A 16,767-nucleotide genomic window follows, 5' to 3' on the forward strand; every position below is an offset into this window, starting at 1 on the left:
AACCAGATAATCCGATGAGATGCTAGTCTGTCTCACTCTCATGCAAAGGTAAGATCAACCATTTAATCCGCTTACCCAATATTTTTCATGGTAGTGTTCTTTGTGAAATTAAAATATAAAACAGTTGGTGCTTGTTTTAACAGGACTAAGTATATCTTGGAAAAATTAGGCCAAAATTATCGACAAAGTGCTTCCTGTATTCATTGTTAGGGCTTAAAACGCCAATGTTGGTATGCTCAGCCTTTCTTGTCGTTGATAGTTTAAAGTGGAACATTATTTAATAAATTCCACCACTTCGCGTTTTTGGGTGAGGCTCTTACTTGCGATAGCCAAATGCTGCCATCACACTTAACTTAAATTCTTGGGGATCAAACAAGCCTTTTTCTGCCAATAATGTATCCATTTTGGCATGAGGGAAACCTTCAACAGTGGGAAGCGGTCGATGTGTTTGGCAATCATGGCTTGGGCAGTTTACTGGAAGAAAGTACTCATGAGAAATCCCCTAAATGTCTTGGTGGAAATTTAGGGGATTTTGGGGAATTTTGCAAAGGTCTCAGGCCGTCTGAAACCCTATATTCAGGTTTCAGACGGCCTTTTTAACTACCCTATTTTATTCGCCGTAGTAGGCTTTGGTCAGGATTTCTTCCATATCGGCCACCATCGCGAGGCGTGGGTTGGCCGGGGTGCATTGGTCTTCAAAAGACATCATGGCCAGTTCTTTTCTGCCGTCGAGGAAGGTTTTCTCATCGATGCCCTGCTCTTTAAACGACATTTTGATGCCGACGTTGACCGCCAGTTCGTGGCAGGCGCGGGCGAAGGATTCGACGCCTTCTGCCGGTGTGCTGCATGGCAGGCCTAAGGTACGGGCGATTTCCTGATATTTCAGGTCGGCTTTGTAGTAGTTGTACTTCGGCCAAGTGGCGGTTTTCTGCGGACGCGTGCCGTTGTAGCGGATGACGTGCGGCAGCAGGATGGCGTTGGCACGGCCGTGCGGAACGTGATATTTACCGCCGATTTTGTGCGCCATCGAGTGATTGATGCCCAAGAACGCATTGGCAAACGCCATGCCTGCAATGGTGGAGGCATTGTGCATATGCTCGCGCGCTTCGGGATCGGCCGCACCGTGTTTGTAGGAGCGTTCGAGGTATTGGAACACGAGCTTGATGGCTTGCAGGGCAAGGCCGTCTGTAAAGTCGTTCGCCAGTACGGAAACGTATGCTTCTACGGCGTGGGTCAATACGTCCAAACCGGTATCGGCGGTTACGCCTGCCGGTACGGTCATGGTAAACGCAGGATCGACAATCGAAATGGTCGGTGTCAATGAGTAGTCGGCAATCGGATATTTTTTGTCGCCGTCGCTAATGACGGTAAACGGCGTTACTTCGGAGCCTGTGCCCGATGTGGTAGGGATGCCGATAAATTTGGCTTTGCGGCCCAACTCAGGGAAGCGGAATGCACGTTTGCGGATGTCCATGAATTTTTGCACCAAGTCTTCAAAATCGACTTGCGGCTGCTCGTAGAAGAGCCACATGGCTTTGGCCGCATCCATCGGCGAGCCGCCGCCCAGTGCGATAATGGTGTCTGGTTGGAAGCTGCGCATCAAATCGGTGCCTTTATAGACGGTTTGGACGCTCGGATCGGCTTCGACGTCGGTAAACAGCTGGATGGTCACTTTGTTTTTGCGTTGATGCAGTTGGTGGGTGATTTTATCGACAAAGCCCAGATCAACCATCGAACGGTCGGTCACAATCATGACTTTTTCGCAGTCTTTCATGTCTTGCAGATATTGGATGGAATCGCGTTCAAAATAGATTTTGGCGGGCACTTTGAACCATTGCATGTTGTTTCTCCGACGGCCTACTTTTTTGATGTTTAACAGATTGACTGCGCTGACGTTGCCGCCGACGGCGTTTTTACCGTAAGAGCCGCAGCCGAGGGTCAGAGAAGGCAGGAAGGCGTTGTACACGTCGCCGATGCCGCCGAAGGTGGAAGGCGAATTCCAAATCACGCGCAGGGCTTTGACGCGGGAGCCGAACGTTTTGACCAATTCTTCGTCGGCGGTATGGATGGCGGCTGAGTGTCCCAAGCCGTCAAAGGCAACCATTTCTTCAGCGAACTTCAAACCTTGTTCGGTCGAATCCGCCTTAATCATGGCCAAAACAGGCGAAAGTTTTTCTCGGGTCAGCGGCTCGTTCGGGCCGACTTCGCGGCATTCGGCGATGATGATGTTGGTTTTTTCAGGCACTTTAAACCCGGCCTGTTCGGCAATCCATGCCGCCGGTTTGCCCACTACCGCAGAATTGAGTTTCGCCCCGCCGCAGCTGGCGCAATTCGCCGTTACGCCGAAGATAAACTCTTCGAGCATGGCTTTTTCTTTTTTGTTGGCGAAGTACACGCCGTAAGATTTGAATTCTTCGGCCAACTCTTTGTAAATCTCTTTATCGGCAATCACCGCCTGCTCGCTGGCGCACACCATGCCGTTGTCAAAAGATTTCGACATCACAATATCGTGCGCCACCTGTTTGATGTCCGCCGTTTTTTCAACATAAGCAGGTACGTTGCCCGCCCCGACGCCGAGTGCAGGTTTGCCGCAAGAATACGCGGCTTCCACCATCGCATTGCCGCCGGTCGCCAAAATCGTTGCCACGCCCGGATGCTTCATCAGCGCGGAAGTGCCTTCCATAGACGGCTTTTCAATCCACTGGATACAGTTTTCCGGCGCACCGGCCGCAATCGCTGCATCGCGCACAATACGTGCGGCATGTGCGGAACACTGCTGGGCGGACGGGTGGAACGAGAAAATAATCGGATTGCGGGTTTTCAGCGCAATCAAAGATTTGAAAATGGTGGTGGAAGTCGGATTGGTCGTTGGCACAATACCGCAAACCACGCCGACCGGATCGGCAATTTCAGTAATACCGGTTACATCGTTTTCGCTGATGACGCCCACGGTTTTCAAATCGCGCAGGCGGCGCACGACGTTTTCGCAAGCAAACAGGTTTTTCGTCGCCTTATCCTCAAACACGCCGCGTCCCGTTTCTTCCACCGCGTGCATGGCGAGCACACCATGTTTGTCCAGCGCGGCAATGGAGGCTTTGGCAACAATAAAGTCAATCTGCTCCTGATCGAGCTTAAGAAACTCGTCCAATGCCCGTAAACCCTTGTCAACCAGGCTGTTTACCTCGGCTACGGCTGGGCTGACGACGTTGTCGGCTGATGCGTTCATGGTGTATCTCCTTAATAAAAGGTGGCAATAAGGTCAATAAATTTTCACTACGATAACTATAGGTAATTTAGTTACATTTTGCTTTGACCTACATCACAAACCATGATTGAACTTTTCAGACGGCCATTTTATCGTTTATTCATTTTAATTCTTTGAAGTATAATATTTTTATCTACACAAAAACAAAGACGGTTATTCTTCGTCGCTTTCCTCGATAATTAAGATAAAAACAGAAAATAGATGTATTAAAATTACAAACATAAATGAAAAAGGCCGTCTGAAAATATTTTTCAGACGGCCTTTATTTATATATGCATTTTATTGACTGATGTCTTCCAGCGTACGGCCTTTGGTTTCCTCACCCAATACCAAGATTACCGCCACAATCAGCAGCATAACCAGCGCAAACATCATAAAGATATTGCCGAAGCCGCCGCTGTTGCCCACCATCGCCGCCACTACCATGGGCGCGAGTATGCCGCCGACGCGCCCGATGGCGCCTGCCCAGCCGGATGCGAAAGCACGGAAGCGCAAGGGGTAGAGTTCGGGGGTGTAGGTGTACAAAACGCCCCATGCACCCAAGTTGAAGAAGGACATCAGGCTGCCCCAGATCATGACTTCGGCCGCAGTTGTGCTTTGCCCGAAAAACCATGCGCACACGGCGCAAGCGGCCAGAAAGCCTGCCAGCGTTGCTTTGCGGCCGATTCTTTCCACCAAAGCCGCGGCGGCAATATAGCCGGGCAGTTGCGCAACAATCATCACCAGCACATATTCAAAGGTTTTGACCACGGTATTGCCCTGCTCGACCAGCAATTTGGGCAACCAAGTGAAAATGCCGTAATACGAAAACACAATGCCGAACCAAACCAGCCACAGCATCAGCGTGCGCCGTGCAAACGGATGTTGCCAAAGTTGGAAGAAGCGGATGCGTTCGCGCGGGGCGGCAGGGGCGGCAACGGCTTCTGTCGGCGGCGTGATGCCCGATTGAATTTCCAACGCGGATACCAAATGGTGCGCTTCATCGGTTTTGCCACGGGAAAGCAGGTAAGGCACGGATTCGGGAACGAATTTCAACACCAACGGCACATAAAACAGGGGCAAGGCGCCGAATAAAAACGCGCTGTGCCAGCCGGTTTGCGGAATAAAGAAATAAGACACCAGCGCGGCTGAGAGCCAGCCCAAGCCCCAAAAGCTTTCCAGCAACACAATAAAACGGCCGCGTACTTTCGGCGGCGCATATTCGCTGACCAGCGATACGGCAACGGGCAGTTGGCCGCCCAAACCGACGCCGACAAAAAAGCGGCACACCAGCAAAACCGTCAAATCAGGTGCAAACGCGCACAAACCTGTGGCAATGCTGTACACCACCATCGTGCCGGCAAAAACGGTTTTCCGTCCGAACCTGTCCGCCAGCCAGCCGCTGAATACTGCGCCCAGAGCCATGCCGACAAAGGCAATGCTGACAATCCAACCCAACTGCGCCGGAGCCAGCGCCCAATCTTTGCCCAAAGCAGGCAATACAAACGACACCAAGCCTGTATCCATGGCATCAAACAGCCAACCTATGCCGACCAAAACCAGAAGTTTGTAATGAAATCGGGAAGGCGGCAGATTGTGCAGCCGTGTCAGAATATCCATAACTTCTTTCCTTTGTTTGTGTATGATTGAATTGGGTTTTAGCAATAAATGCTTTAATTTCAGTGACAAACCTGAAACCGAGACATTGTGTCGATTTTAACATTGGTACCATATGCAAAGAATAGGAAGCGCGTGTTTTTTAGATATTTTTATCGCCAGAACCGCACGCCCTATTAAAACTCTGAATAAGGGTTCACGGCAGGCCGTCTGAAAGTTGATGGTTTGGGTTTCAGACGGCCTGCCGTTTTTTGCAAAGGCTTCATGCTTGGGTTATGATGTTTATTTGTAATATGTAAACAGATGATTGCCTGTTTTTACATAACAGGCCGTCTGAAACAACGGAGAACGATATGAATGCGGTTGTAATTGCGGTCATCATCATGCTTGTGCTGTCTTTATCGCGCGTGCATGTGGTGCTCAGCTTGGCTGTCGGCGCGTTTGTCGGCGGCTTGGTGGCCGGTATGCCTTTGGAGAATGTAACCAACGCGGCCGGCGATGTGGTGCAGCAAGGGATTATTCCTGTTTTTAACGAAGGTCTGAAAGGCGGGGCGCAAATCGCGCTGTCTTATGCCATGCTCGGCGCGTTTGCCATGGCCATCACGCATTCCGGCCTGCCGCAACAGCTCGCCGGCGTGATTATCCGCAAACTAAACGGCGGTGAAGGCAATGCGAAAGGCGAAGGCGCGGTCAAATGGCTGCTGCTGGCGATTATTTTGTGCATGGGTGTGATGAGCCAAAACGTTGTGCCGATTCATATTGCGTTTATCCCGATGATTATTCCGCCGCTGCTGTTGGTGTTCAACCGTTTGAAACTCGACCGCCGCTTGGTGGCCTGCGTGATTACGTTTGGCTTGGTAACGACTTATATGTTCCTGCCTTACGGTTTCGGCGCCATCTTCTTGAACGACATCATGTTGGGCAATATCCGCTCGGCAGGCATGGACACCAGCGGCATCAATGTGATGCACGCAATGGCGATTCCGGCTTTGGGCATGGTTTCCGGCTTGCTGCTGGCCTTTTTGCACTACCGCAAGCCGCGCATTTATCAAAACAATACCACTGACACGGAAGACAACCGTGCAGCAGTGCAACAACAAGAGCCTTCAACCTATCGCAGCTTGGTAGCGGCCGTGGCGATTGCCGTGTGTTTTGCCATCCAGCTTATGTATGAAAACTCATTGGTATTGGGCGCGATGTTGGGCTTTGCCGTGTTTATGATGTTGGGCGTGATGAACCGCTCCGCCGCCAGCGATGTATTCGGCGAAGGCATTAAAATGATGGCGATGGTCGGCTTTATTATGATTGCGGCACAAGGTTTCGCCGCTGTAATGAACGCAACCGGCGAGATTCAGCCTTTGGTCGAACACAGCATGGCTTTGTTCGGCGGCAATAAAGGCATGGCCGCCTTTACCATGCTATTTGTCGGCCTGCTGGTAACCATGGGCATCGGCTCGTCTTTCTCCACCTTGCCGATTATTACCGCGATTTATGTGCCTTTGTGCATCAGCTTGGGCTTCTCCCCAATGGCTACCGTGGCCATCGTCGGCACCGCCGGCGCGCTGGGCGATGCGGGTTCCCCCGCTTCCGACTCGACACTCGGTCCGACCATGGGTTTGAATGCCGACGGTCAGCACGACCACATCCGCGATTCGGTTATCCCGACCTTTATCCACTACAATATCCCGCTGATGGTTGCAGGCTGGATTGCCGCGATGGTGCTGTAATATGAGCGATATTCAGGAATTGGAACACCGCGTCACCGAGCTGGAAATTCAGACGGCCTTGCAGGAAGATTTAATCGGCAGCCTGAACGACACCATCGCCAAGATGCAACAGGCTTTGGATTTGCAACAAGGTCAGTTGCGGCTTCTGTATCAACGGATGCAGGACAAAGGCGCAAACGGCGAACGCGAACCGTACAGCCTGCGCGACGAGATTCCGCCGCATTATTGATAAACTAAAAAAGGGCATGTTTGATACATGCCCTTTTCTTTCATAGCAAAGGCCGTCTGAAAGTCAATCAAGCTTTCAGACGGCCTTTTAAACAATCAAACCTTACAAACAAGCCAATTCGTTGGCCATTTGCTGCTCGACGGTTTCACGTTGGCGGATAAGTTTGTATCCGCTGCCGTCAACCAATACTTCCGCCGCACGGTTGCGCGTGTTGTAGTTACTCGCCATGCTTGAGCCATACGCACCGGCGCTGCGGATAAGCAGCAAATCCCCTTCTTCGCAGGCGATGGTGCGGTCTTTGCCGAGAAAGTCGCCGGTTTCGCAAATCGGGCCAACGATATTGGCCGTCAAAGGCTCAATGTCTTTGGTTTCGACCGCTTCGATGTGATGATAGGCATCATAAAGCGCCGGACGCATCAAATCGTTCATCGCCGCATCGACCATCACAAAGTTTTTCTCTTCGCCATGTTTTACGAATTCGACTCGCGTCAATAACGCGCCTGCATTGCCAACCAAACTACGACCTGGCTCGAGGACCAGTTTCAGACGGCGTGTGCCGATCAGTTTTTGAACGGCTTGGGCATACGCGCCCAAATCAGGCACATTTTCGTCTTGGTAAACAATACCGACACCGCCGCCCAAGTCTAAGTGTTCCAACACAATGCCTTCGGCTGCCAGTTGGTCGACCAAGTTCAAGATACGTTCGCAGGCTTCGACAAGTGGGCTGAGGTCGGTCAGTTGTGAGCCGATATGGCAGTCGATACCGACGATTTTCAAATGGCTTTGTAGGGAAGCATGACGATAGGCCTCAAGTGCATCGGCATAGGCAATACCAAATTTGTTGGCTTTCAGGCCGGTGGAGATATAAGGATGAGTTTTAGCATCGACATCGGGATTGACGCGCAGGGAGACCGGAGCGACTTTCCCCAAGCGAGCGGCAACCTTTTGAATACGGTCGATTTCGGGAATGCTCTCCATATTAAAGCATTTCACGCCTGCATTCAGCGCAAACTCAATTTCTGCTTCACTCTTACCCACACCGGAAAAAATCGTTTTCGCCGCATCGCCGCCTGCCGCCAAAACACGCGCCAACTCGCCGCCGGACACAATGTCAAAACCACTCCCCAAAGAAGCAAAGTGCTTGATAATGCTCAGGTTGCCATTCGCTTTGACCGCATAGCAGACAAGCGGATTTAAAGCGGCAAACGCGGTTTGGTAGTTTTCAAACGCCTCGGTCAGCGCAGATTTGCTGTACACATAAAGCGGCGTGCCGAATTCCTCGGCAAGATGGGAATAAGGGATTTGTTCGCAGGATAAGGTCATGTTTGTGAAGTCTTTTTTTAATCGTTGGTTTGAGTGGTCGGCTCTTTTGCCGTATCGAATTTCAAGCCGGTCTGAATCACGCCGAAGCGCGCCTTGTCGCCTTCTTTGGGCAGGTAGAGGTCGCCTTTGTAGCCGCAGGCAGAAAGCAGCAGAGCCGTTGCCGCTGCAAAAAATACGCCGTATTTCATCAGTAAAACTTTCTTCATCATTACGAATGTGGCAAGATTCGGTATCTTAAACAAAAACCACACAAAAAGCCATGATGACCGAAAGCGAATTCATCCGCATGAGCGAAGAATTGTTTGAACACATTGAAGACCAAATCGATGAAAACGGCTGGGATTTCGACTGTCAGTTTGCCGGAAACGTGCTGACCATCGAAGCCGAAGACGGCACGCAAATCATCGTTAACCGCCACACGCCCAACCAAGAATTGTGGATTGCTGCCAAAAGCGGCGGCTACCATTTCGCCGAGCAAAACGGCAAATGGCTGGCAACACGCGACAGCCGTGATTTCTACGACGTTTTAAACGAAGCACTGAGCGCGGCTTCGGGCGAAGCGGTTGAGATTACGGAATTGTGATTCAGTCTTCGAATATCCCTAGCTAAAAATCTATTTACCTCAAAGGACACCCAAATGCCCCTACTAGACAGTTTCAAAGTCGACCACACCCGTATGCACGCTCCTGCCGTACGCGTGGCAAAGACCATGACCACGCCCAAAGGCGACACCATTACCGTGTTTGACCTGCGTTTCTGCATTCCCAACAAAGAAATCCTGCCCGAAAAAGGCATTCACACGCTGGAGCACCTGTTCGCCGGTTTTATGCGCGACCACTTAAACGGCAACGGTGTCGAAATCATCGACATTTCCCCGATGGGCTGCCGCACCGGTTTCTACATGAGCCTTATCGGCACGCCCGACGAGCAAAAAGTGGCCGACGCATGGCTCGCTTCAATGCAGGATGTTTTGACCGTTCAAGACCAAAGCAAAATCCCCGAGCTGAACGAATACCAATGCGGTACTTACCTGATGCACTCGCTTGCCGAAGCACACGAAATCGCCCAAAACGTTTTGGCACGCAAAGTCGCCGTCAATAAAAACGAAGAGCTGACATTGGACGAAAGTCTGTTGAACACTTAATACGCTATAACAGCAAAGGCCGTCTGAAACTTCATATGACAAGTTTCAGACGGCCTAAGACCTTTTATTCCAATTTTCAACCTTCCAGCCACAGTTTTACACCGCCTAAAAATAAGTTGGCGGATGCTGACAGTGTACATAGTATAATTACACTTTGAACAAACAACCTGATTCTATTGCCTTTATGAAACCGTTTTTCTGCAAAACCGCCATTGCCCTCAGCCTGACCCTCCCCGCCGCCGCTAATGCTGCCGAGTATGTCTGCAATGTTGAAGGCATCACCGTTTATGCTTCATACCAGATCAATGACGCCTGTCGCATAGTTGAAACAAACAATGTAACAGAAAACAGCGTCGTTGCGATTCCGGGCGACACTCCGGTTTTAAAAACGGTACAAACAACAGAATTTAAAGCATCTGCCGCAGACTACATTAATGCTTCTCAAGCAACGCCCGCGGTACAAACCCCAGTCGTTGTTGCTCGAAATGAATACGGTATTCCGGCACCTATTTCCATTCCGATGGCACAAACTCGACAAGCTATGCTAGCGAATAAAACCATTGCAGACAGCGCAATCGTTTCCAACAATACGCCTGCTTTGGAAACATCAGCCGTTGCAAAACCTGAAAACTATGTTGTCGATGCTGCTGTCCACAACACAACTCCTGTCGTACAAACTCAGACGACTGCCGTTCAAGAGGACAACACTATTGTTCCTCCTGTACTCATCGCGCAAACCCATACCGTTACAGCCGACAAAGCCATTGCAGACAGCGTAATCGTTCCCAACAATACGCCTACTCTGGAAGCGCCGCCCACAATAAAAGCTGAAGACTATGTTGCCGACACTACTGTCCGCAATACAACTCCTGTCGTACAAACTCAGTCTAGTGCAACCCAAACAGAAAACAGTGTTGTTCCTGTAATGCTTGCCGCACAAGCCCAACCTACTGCTTCTACCGAGAAAACAGTTTCAGACGGCCTTGCTATTATTAATGAAACACCAGCTGTTCAACCTGTTGTACCTGCAATCCAAACTCCACAAGAGATTATTCAGAACTCGGCAGTTCAGCCGCAAACTTCAACTACCCAAAATAACCAAGCGGTAACAGCTCAGGATGAAGTGCTCGATAAAACACCTACCAAAGTCGAGACTAAGCATAAAGGCAAAACTTATGCCAAAACCTCCTCTCGACGCAAAGCCAAGGTTAACCGTACTAAAGCCGATAAAACAGCCGTTGTCCGCGCATCTGAGGAACAAGCAGCCAAACCTATTGCCACCGCTTCAACCGAACCAAGCACGCCGGCAACTGCCACTCTGGTAGAGCATGGCAAAACCACTGTCCCAACACCTTTCCCACAAGCATACAAACCGGCAGCCGATATTTTGCTGGATAAAGGAAATAGCGACAGCGATATCAAAATCCTGCCGAATGTACCGATTACCAGCGTGACCAACACAGCCGAAGCTGCCAATCCGCGCATCAATATTACCCTGCGCAACCGTCAGAACAAATCACGCAGTTCTTCATACAGCAAATACAAAGCCCCTGTTATCCGTACTGCACCTGTGGTTACGCCGGCTCCTAAGCCAAGCCCTAAAGAAACCCGCAAACAGATATTGCAGACCGAAGTACGCAACGAACAGGCTGCTATTACCCGCCTTCAAACCCAGTTGAACGCGGCCAAACAAAAAGGCGATCAGATTAAAATCCAACAACTGACCCGTACCATAAACGCCCGTAAAGCGAATATCCGCGCTATTCAAGGCGAGATGTCTCGTTGATTGGTTTTTTATACAAAAAGGCCGTCTGAAAACATTTTCAGACGGCCTTTTTAATGGTACAGACCTTATTTATTCAACAGACAAATACTTTCTCTAAAATCATTTGCTGATCACGCCAAAGTACATTTCTTCACATCCCTACCCTCGTGCGCCATTACTGCTTCTATCCAATCGGCGATATTTTGCCAATAATATTGCGGCTTTTCAGACGACCTATCAGTCTGCATCACTTCATCATTCAACACAACGGGAACACCCTGCTCTGCACCGGCTTCAAGCACAATCCAAATACTGCCTTCATGGGTATCGGCTCGGGCTACTTGATGTTCATATGCCCAGCCAACCGCAGCTTGTCCGCCATTTTGCAAAGACTGCATCGCCAGAGATAATGGATGAAAGCAGGTATCTACATTGTTGTCGGCAGTAACGACCAAAGTTGCACCATGCGTGCCTAACGCTTGCGCGGCATGAAAGACTGGGGAGTTGTGCAGGTTGGCAATAAAGTCAAACGGCATCGCGGCGTGATGGTTCAGCACATTGTCTGCCATTTTTTCAAACACGGATGGCGAAGAAAACGGCGTACCAAGAAAAACGGCGCAATCAGGGCGGATTTCGCTTTGTTCCTTTAGCTGCCCTGCACCAAGCGCGGCAATCAAACTCAAGCGGCTGAGGCGGCGAGTATCTATACCGCTTTGCTGCTTTAAGATTTGTTTGAGGATTTTACCGCCGGTGCCGGCGTCAGTATCAAAACGCACGGCGGCGGTAATACGGATATTAGGATTTACGGTTGCCATTGCCATACCAAAGATGTGTTGCTGCCGCCAAAACCAAACTGATTGGCCAAACAGAAAAAGCCGCCTTTTTGTGAAGCCGCGCACTCGGAAAAACGAATTTTCCACCCCTGATAATCGTTGCTTCCGCCTTGTTTTAGAGCGGATAAAAGCAAGGCTGTTTCAAGGGCTGCCGTTGCGCCAAGCGTGTGTCCGATTTGCGGTTTGAACGCCATCAAGGGCGGCAGTGTACCGAATATATTTTCCAGTGCGGCCAATTCGGCGGCATCGCTGTCAGCCGTGCCGATGCCGTGTGTTTTAACGGCCGCAATGCTTTCAGGAACGATGCCTGCAATATCTAACGCACGTCGCATCACTTGCTCTTGCGCTTGGCCATCGCTTTGAATCAGGTCATTGCCTGTATTGGCAGCGTGTCCTATAAGTTTCAGACGGCCTGAAGATTCAGGAGCAGCGGAAGATAAGGCAAGCGCGGCAACACCTTCGCCTAAAATCAAACCGTTTCCGCCAAAAGGCTGATACTGTTCGGTCAGCAAACCCAAGCTGTGAAAATGCAGCAAAGTCAGTCGGTTGAGGTTTTCAATCCCAAGCACAAAGGCACGCTCCGCCTCGCCGCGCAAGCAGTTATCCGCCTGAATGAGCGCATGGGCGGATGAAGTGCAGGCAGTAGCGAAACTGAAAATCTGCCGATTGCCGCTGCGCCGGCGCAAATCTTCGGCGAGATAAAGCAGATTGTGTTCTTCTTCCGCCCTATTGCCCACAAAATGGCGGTTTTCATATTCGGAGATGGAATAGGAACTAGACCCGATAAACACCAGCGCATCATGCCAACTTTCAGATGGCCAGCCTGCATTTTCGGCAGCTAGGCGCAAATGTTGTTCGGCGATATCCGCCAATTCCTTCCGCCCCAAACTGTCGCTAGCAAATGCACGAAAATAAGCAGCCTGCTGCGGCTGGTTTAAAAACGTATAAGACACCGCATCAGGCCGTCTGAAGTCCGTTTGCGGATTCAAGGCAGAAGTGGCCGCCGTACCGAAAACCCAACTCACGCACCATGCTCCGCACGGATAAACGCCGCCAAATCGCGTACGCACATCATATGTTTGCGCACCATACGGTCGCCCTGCAGGCGCACTTGGAAATACTGTTGCAAAGCAACGCTGATTTGCAGCGCATCAAGCGAATCCAAACCGACCGGACTGTCATCGCCAAACAAAAGCGCATCGTCGGTGAAATCATCCATATCCACATCGTCGGCCTTATCGGCCTCTTGCACGATTAACTTTTTCAATTCCGCTTCCAGCTCGTGCTCGGCCAGTGTAAAGGTGTAAGACATTTTTTAAACTCCCATTTTTATCTCATGAAGCAACAGCTCGTTTTAGCGAAACTCGCTACGCTCGTTTTCAGACGGCCTGAACTTTATGCAAAATCGCCCCAAAGCGTCTGCATGGCGGCAATGGCCGCAAGTGAGGCGGTTTCGGTACGCAACACCCGTTTGCCGAGCGTAACGGATTGAAAACCGGCATCAAATGCCTGCTGCTCTTCCTTCTCCGTCCAGCCGCCTTCAGGGCCGACCATAAACACGACTTTGCCGGATTGCGGCTGAACATCGCTCAGTTTTTGTGCGCGGTTCAAACTCATTAACAGTTTGGTCGTTTCCTGCGGCAACTGTTGCAGAGCCTGTGCATAAGTCGTCAGCGGCAAAACCTTCGGCACAATATTGCGGCCGCTTTGTTCACACGCCGAAACAACAATTTCCTGCCAACGCGCTACCCGCTTTTCAGCACGTTCGCCGCTCAAGCGGACGACACAGCGTTCGCTGATGACCGGGCGAATTTCTGCCACGCCCAATTCCACGCTTTTCTGCAAAGTGAAATCCATGCGCTCGGCGGCGGATACCGCCTGTACCAATGTAATGTTCAGCGGCGATTCGTTGTCCGTTGCCTCTTCACGCAAAATCCGCACGCTGGCTCGGCGTTTTTCCAAAACTTCTGGCAAAGCCGGATATGCCTTGCCATTGCCGTTGAACAACACGATTTCTTCCGTGTTTTTCACGCGCAATACATTCAGATGGCGCACCACATTATCGGGCAATTCGACCACGCTGTCGGGGCTTAAGGCAAAATCAACATAAAATCGGGGCATGGTTTCCTGCTTTATTCATGTATATAATTTAATGTATATAATTTAAATTTAAAATTTCGTGAATGAAGTTGAAACACGGCGACATACTCCTGCCTGCTTTCGATTTCATCCACTATAATTTGAAAACTTCCCGAATTTTAATCCACTGTCGCGCAAAACTGCAAAAAACAAGGATACGCCGTGCTATACCGTTTACAGAAAGTCGTCCGCCACATCGCCCAAACCGAAGTCATGCCGCGTTTTCTGAACACGCCGTCACGACGTAAGGAAGACGGATCGGTTTTGAGTGAAGCAGATTTGGCCGCACAAACCGCTTTTGCCGCCGCCCTTCCCTTATTGGAGGATTGTCCGATGTTGGGCGAGGAAATGAGCTTTCAGGAACAAACCCGTTTGTGGAACGAACATTCAGACGGCCTATGGATTGTCGACCCTATCGACGGCACAAACAACTTCGTCAACGGTTTGCCGCATTTTGCCGTATCCGTCGCGCTGGTTAAAAACGGCCATGCCGAATTGGGCGTGATTTACAATCCGGTCAGCGGCGAATGTTTCTATGCCGAACGCGGCAAAGGCGCATTTCTCAACGGCACGCCGCTGCCGCTGCGTTCGGAAAACAAAAAACTCAACGAATCCATTGCCGGCGTAGAAATCAAATACCTGCGTTCGGGCAAACTCGCCAGCCGCATGAATACCCTTGCCCCATTCGGCACAATCCGCAGTATGGGCAGCAGCACGCTCGATTGGTGCTACCTTGCCAGCGGCCGCTACGATATTTACATCCACGGCGGACAAAAGCTGTGGGACTACGCTGCCGGTGCATTAATTTTTGAAGAAGCCGGCGGCTGCCTGACCACTTTGGAAGGCGACGATTTTTGGAGCGGCGAACATGTATTTAAGCGTTCCGTCATCGCCGCATTGCAACCCGAGCTGTTTCAGCAATGGGTGAAATGGATTCGAGAAAATCAGTAAAAATACCGTTTATCTTCAAAATATCACGATTATCTTGCAACTTATTGAAATTATTTCACTTCTTAACAGCATTTAATACTAAAAACGGTAGAATATCAATCGCTGACACAACACCGCTCTTTCATCCCTTTTGGGCGGTGCAGCAAGTAAGACGTTTTCCCGCAATGTATTGGCCATTCATACTTCTCCCTTAGTATGAATGGTTTTTTTTATCTGCAAAAACAGCTTAGGCCGTCTGAACGTTCAGACGGCCTGTTTACACTACTATTTGAAAAACTGTCCGCAACACGCCTTAAACTTTTTGCCCGAACCGCACAAACAAGGCTGTTTCATCGTCGGTAACGCAACGGTCGGCTCAATAAAGTACCAACGCCCGTCTATTTTCACAAATGCCGACAATTCATGATGGCACTCAGTTTGCCCGTTCTCTTCAAAATACGCCTCAAACTCGACCAAAGCATGCAGCTTGCCAAACGGCACATGACGGATAACCTTCAATCCCGACCACTGCATCTGCCTACTCCATGCCGCCAAATCCTGCTTGTCCAACAAATTCTGCTGCGCAGGGACAGTCGTGTCCACGATATAGTCGATTTCCTGCAAAACATACGCGCTGTAACGCGAACGCATCAACTCTTCCGCCGTCGAGGCCGCCGCCTCACGCGCATGAAACGGTGCGCAACATTCCGTATAAACACGCCCCGACTGACAGGGGCAAAGTGTAGCCGTCATTCCTAATTACCCGAATAAATCCATTTCAAAATTATAACGCAAACCCGACTCAGGCCGTCTGAAAACGAGCGTAGCGCGTTTCGCTAAAACGAGTGTAGAGAGTTTCACTAAAATAAGCAAAGCGGGTTTCGCCAAAACAAACGCAACAATCTGATATAATGCGCCTTTTCGATTTTGACTATCCATGATGACCATTCCCATCCAAAGCATCAGCCGCCTGTTGCCGCAAACCCAATGCCGTGAGTGCGGCTATGAAGGCTGCCTACCCTATGCGCGCGCCCTGTCGGCAGGAGAAGCGCCGGTAAACCTGTGCGCGCCGGGTGGGGAAACCGTCATGAAAGACATTGCCGACCTATTGGGCAAGCCCTACCTCGCCCCGGCAAAAACACAAATCAAAGCCGTAGCCCTGATTGACGAGGCCGTCTGCATCGGCTGTACCGCCTGCATCCGCGCCTGTCCCGTCGATGCCATTATGGGCGCGTCCAAACTAATGCACACCGTCATCAGCGACGAATGCACCGGCTGCGGCTTGTGCGTTGCCCCCTGCCCCGTCGACTGCATCGACATGGTTCCCGTATCGCAGCCCTTCCTGCCGTCCGCACGCCGTTTCAGCACCTCTGCCGAACCGCGCTTCGCCGCCGCCGAACACGCGCAAAGCCGTTTTGAACGCCATACCGCGCGCAAACAGCGCGATGATGCCGAACGCAAAGCCCTACTGGCGCAACGTGAAGCCGCCGTCAAAGCCAAACAGGCCGCACAGGCACAAGCCCAAATAGCCGCAACAAGCGCCGCATTCAACCCCATGGATTTGATTGCCAAAGCCATGGCCAAAGCGCAATCACAACAGGACAAACTCGTCTCCTCCGACAACCGCGAAGACTTCAAAGCGCGCCAAATCGAAGAAGCCAAAGAACGCGCCGAACTGCGCCGCGCCCAACGTGATGCCAAATACGGCAACGAAGCCGAAAAAGCCGCCGCCATCGAATTTCTGCGCCGCTACAAAGCCGCGCAGGAAGCGGTCAAAGAAGCGCGCTGATTTCCAAAACAACAAACCCATTCCTAT

Annotated in this window: 17 protein-coding genes; 7 read left to right on the top strand and 10 right to left on the bottom strand. The window is 50.7% G+C overall.

The window, feature by feature from the left end; translation table 11 throughout:
• Positions 1–610: 610 nt before the first annotated feature.
• Together adhE and ACTHTG_RS04385 are read right to left on the bottom strand one after the other, a co-directional pair.
• Positions 611–3,226 carry a bifunctional acetaldehyde-CoA/alcohol dehydrogenase gene (adhE, locus tag ACTHTG_RS04380; RefSeq protein WP_049331971.1) on the bottom strand — a complete coding sequence of 872 codons (2,616 nt, stop codon included), beginning with the start codon at positions 3,224–3,226 and terminating at the stop codon, positions 611–613.
• A 318-nt stretch (positions 3,227–3,544) separates the two neighbouring features.
• Positions 3,545–4,864 carry an MFS transporter gene (locus ACTHTG_RS04385; RefSeq protein WP_049331973.1) on the bottom strand — a complete coding sequence of 440 codons (1,320 nt, stop codon included), beginning with the start codon at positions 4,862–4,864 and terminating at the stop codon, positions 3,545–3,547.
• Between the two features lie 350 nt (positions 4,865–5,214).
• Here ACTHTG_RS04385 and ACTHTG_RS04390 point away from each other — a divergent pair, with 350 nt between their 5' ends.
• Both ACTHTG_RS04390 and ACTHTG_RS04395 read left to right on the top strand, forming a co-directional pair.
• Positions 5,215–6,588, top strand: coding sequence for a Na+/H+ antiporter family protein (locus tag ACTHTG_RS04390; protein WP_440360545.1), 1,374 nt, complete (start codon positions 5,215–5,217; stop codon positions 6,586–6,588).
• 1 nt (position 6,589) lies between these two features.
• Positions 6,590–6,817 carry a SlyX family protein gene (locus ACTHTG_RS04395; RefSeq protein ID WP_004518924.1) on the top strand — a complete coding sequence of 76 codons (228 nt, stop codon included), beginning with the start codon at positions 6,590–6,592 and terminating at the stop codon, positions 6,815–6,817.
• Positions 6,818–6,919: 102 nt separating this feature from the next.
• On the opposite strand, the gene lysA is transcribed toward ACTHTG_RS04395, so the two are convergent.
• On the bottom strand, positions 6,920–8,140 hold the full coding sequence (gene lysA / locus ACTHTG_RS04400) for a diaminopimelate decarboxylase (RefSeq protein ID WP_308538536.1): 1,221 nt from the start codon (positions 8,138–8,140) through the stop codon (positions 6,920–6,922).
• Positions 8,141–8,157: 17 nt separating this feature from the next.
• Complete coding sequence (gene lptM, locus ACTHTG_RS04405; RefSeq protein WP_003684659.1) at positions 8,158–8,349, bottom strand: LPS translocon maturation chaperone LptM; 192 nt, start codon at positions 8,347–8,349, stop codon at positions 8,158–8,160.
• Between the two features lie 50 nt (positions 8,350–8,399).
• Here lptM and cyaY point away from each other — a divergent pair, with 50 nt between their 5' ends.
• From cyaY to ACTHTG_RS04420, 3 genes are all read left to right on the top strand, one after another.
• Positions 8,400–8,723, top strand: a complete 324-nt coding sequence (gene cyaY / locus ACTHTG_RS04410; RefSeq protein ID WP_308538537.1) for an iron donor protein CyaY — start codon at positions 8,400–8,402, stop codon at positions 8,721–8,723.
• A gap of 54 nt (positions 8,724–8,777) precedes the next feature.
• Complete coding sequence (gene luxS / locus ACTHTG_RS04415; RefSeq protein WP_070824096.1) at positions 8,778–9,284, top strand: S-ribosylhomocysteine lyase; 507 nt, start codon at positions 8,778–8,780, stop codon at positions 9,282–9,284.
• 184 nt (positions 9,285–9,468) lie between these two features.
• Positions 9,469–11,070: a hypothetical protein gene (locus ACTHTG_RS04420; protein ID WP_440360546.1), complete on the top strand. Its 1,602-nt coding sequence runs from the start codon at positions 9,469–9,471 to the stop codon at positions 11,068–11,070.
• Positions 11,071–11,180: 110 nt separating this feature from the next.
• Here ACTHTG_RS04420 and ACTHTG_RS04425 read toward each other — a convergent pair whose 3' ends face one another.
• The 4 genes from ACTHTG_RS04425 to ACTHTG_RS04440 form a co-directional block, all read right to left on the bottom strand.
• Complete coding sequence (locus tag ACTHTG_RS04425) at positions 11,181–11,870, bottom strand: hypothetical protein (protein ID WP_004518931.1); 690 nt, start codon at positions 11,868–11,870, stop codon at positions 11,181–11,183.
• Positions 11,852–12,907 (bottom strand): beta-ketoacyl synthase N-terminal-like domain-containing protein, encoded by a 1,056-nt coding sequence (locus ACTHTG_RS04430; protein ID WP_440360547.1) that lies wholly within the window; start codon positions 12,905–12,907, stop codon positions 11,852–11,854. The genes ACTHTG_RS04425 and ACTHTG_RS04430 overlap by 19 nt, the downstream gene beginning before the upstream one ends.
• A complete protein-coding gene (locus tag ACTHTG_RS04435; RefSeq protein WP_003748215.1) occupies positions 12,904–13,194 on the bottom strand; it encodes an acyl carrier protein in 291 nt (96 codons plus the stop codon). The genes ACTHTG_RS04430 and ACTHTG_RS04435 overlap by 4 nt, the downstream gene beginning before the upstream one ends.
• Positions 13,195–13,277: 83 nt before the next feature.
• Positions 13,278–14,003, bottom strand: a complete 726-nt coding sequence (locus ACTHTG_RS04440) for a 16S rRNA (uracil(1498)-N(3))-methyltransferase (RefSeq protein WP_004518933.1) — start codon at positions 14,001–14,003, stop codon at positions 13,278–13,280.
• A gap of 180 nt (positions 14,004–14,183) precedes the next feature.
• Here ACTHTG_RS04440 and ACTHTG_RS04445 point away from each other — a divergent pair, with 180 nt between their 5' ends.
• Positions 14,184–14,972 (top strand): inositol monophosphatase family protein, encoded by a 789-nt coding sequence (locus ACTHTG_RS04445; protein ID WP_004518934.1) that lies wholly within the window; start codon positions 14,184–14,186, stop codon positions 14,970–14,972.
• A gap of 264 nt (positions 14,973–15,236) precedes the next feature.
• Here ACTHTG_RS04445 and ACTHTG_RS04450 read toward each other — a convergent pair whose 3' ends face one another.
• Positions 15,237–15,704 (bottom strand): YchJ family protein, encoded by a 468-nt coding sequence (locus ACTHTG_RS04450; RefSeq protein ID WP_004518935.1) that lies wholly within the window; start codon positions 15,702–15,704, stop codon positions 15,237–15,239.
• 6 nt (positions 15,705–15,710) lie between these two features.
• Positions 15,711–15,890 (bottom strand): hypothetical protein, encoded by a 180-nt coding sequence (locus ACTHTG_RS04455; protein WP_004518937.1) that lies wholly within the window; start codon positions 15,888–15,890, stop codon positions 15,711–15,713.
• Between the two features lies 1 nt (position 15,891).
• Between ACTHTG_RS04455 and ACTHTG_RS04460 the strand changes: the two genes are divergently transcribed.
• Positions 15,892–16,740 carry an RnfABCDGE type electron transport complex subunit B gene (locus tag ACTHTG_RS04460; protein WP_039861917.1) on the top strand — a complete coding sequence of 283 codons (849 nt, stop codon included), beginning with the start codon at positions 15,892–15,894 and terminating at the stop codon, positions 16,738–16,740.
• Positions 16,741–16,767 lie beyond the last annotated feature (27 nt).

The organism is Neisseria sp. P0017.S009, assembly GCF_051957375.1.
Taxonomy (GTDB): Bacteria; Pseudomonadota; Gammaproteobacteria; order Burkholderiales; family Neisseriaceae; genus Neisseria; species Neisseria perflava.

Excerpts from the sequence above, each read along its gene's own strand:
- ACTHTG_RS04395 (WP_004518924.1), top strand. The coding sequence starts at position 6,590 with ATGAGCGATATTCAGGAATTGGAACACCGCGTCACCGAGCTGGAAATT.
- cyaY (WP_308538537.1), top strand. The coding sequence starts at position 8,400 with ATGATGACCGAAAGCGAATTCATCCGCATGAGCGAAGAATTGTTTGAA.
- lysA (WP_308538536.1), bottom strand. The coding sequence starts at position 8,140 with ATGACCTTATCCTGCGAACAAATCCCTTATTCCCATCTTGCCGAGGAA.
- ACTHTG_RS04390 (WP_440360545.1), top strand. The coding sequence starts at position 5,215 with ATGAATGCGGTTGTAATTGCGGTCATCATCATGCTTGTGCTGTCTTTA.
- ACTHTG_RS04435 (WP_003748215.1), bottom strand. The coding sequence starts at position 13,194 with ATGTCTTACACCTTTACACTGGCCGAGCACGAGCTGGAAGCGGAATTG.
- adhE (WP_049331971.1), bottom strand. The coding sequence starts at position 3,226 with ATGAACGCATCAGCCGACAACGTCGTCAGCCCAGCCGTAGCCGAGGTA.
- ACTHTG_RS04460 (WP_039861917.1), top strand. The coding sequence starts at position 15,892 with ATGACCATTCCCATCCAAAGCATCAGCCGCCTGTTGCCGCAAACCCAA.
- ACTHTG_RS04455 (WP_004518937.1), bottom strand. The coding sequence starts at position 15,890 with ATGGATAGTCAAAATCGAAAAGGCGCATTATATCAGATTGTTGCGTTT.
- ACTHTG_RS04420 (WP_440360546.1), top strand. The coding sequence starts at position 9,469 with ATGAAACCGTTTTTCTGCAAAACCGCCATTGCCCTCAGCCTGACCCTC.
- ACTHTG_RS04425 (WP_004518931.1), bottom strand. The coding sequence starts at position 11,870 with ATGGCAATGGCAACCGTAAATCCTAATATCCGTATTACCGCCGCCGTG.
- luxS (WP_070824096.1), top strand. The coding sequence starts at position 8,778 with ATGCCCCTACTAGACAGTTTCAAAGTCGACCACACCCGTATGCACGCT.
- lptM (WP_003684659.1), bottom strand. The coding sequence starts at position 8,349 with ATGATGAAGAAAGTTTTACTGATGAAATACGGCGTATTTTTTGCAGCG.
- ACTHTG_RS04385 (WP_049331973.1), bottom strand. The coding sequence starts at position 4,864 with ATGGATATTCTGACACGGCTGCACAATCTGCCGCCTTCCCGATTTCAT.
- ACTHTG_RS04440 (WP_004518933.1), bottom strand. The coding sequence starts at position 14,003 with ATGCCCCGATTTTATGTTGATTTTGCCTTAAGCCCCGACAGCGTGGTC.
- ACTHTG_RS04450 (WP_004518935.1), bottom strand. The coding sequence starts at position 15,704 with ATGACGGCTACACTTTGCCCCTGTCAGTCGGGGCGTGTTTATACGGAA.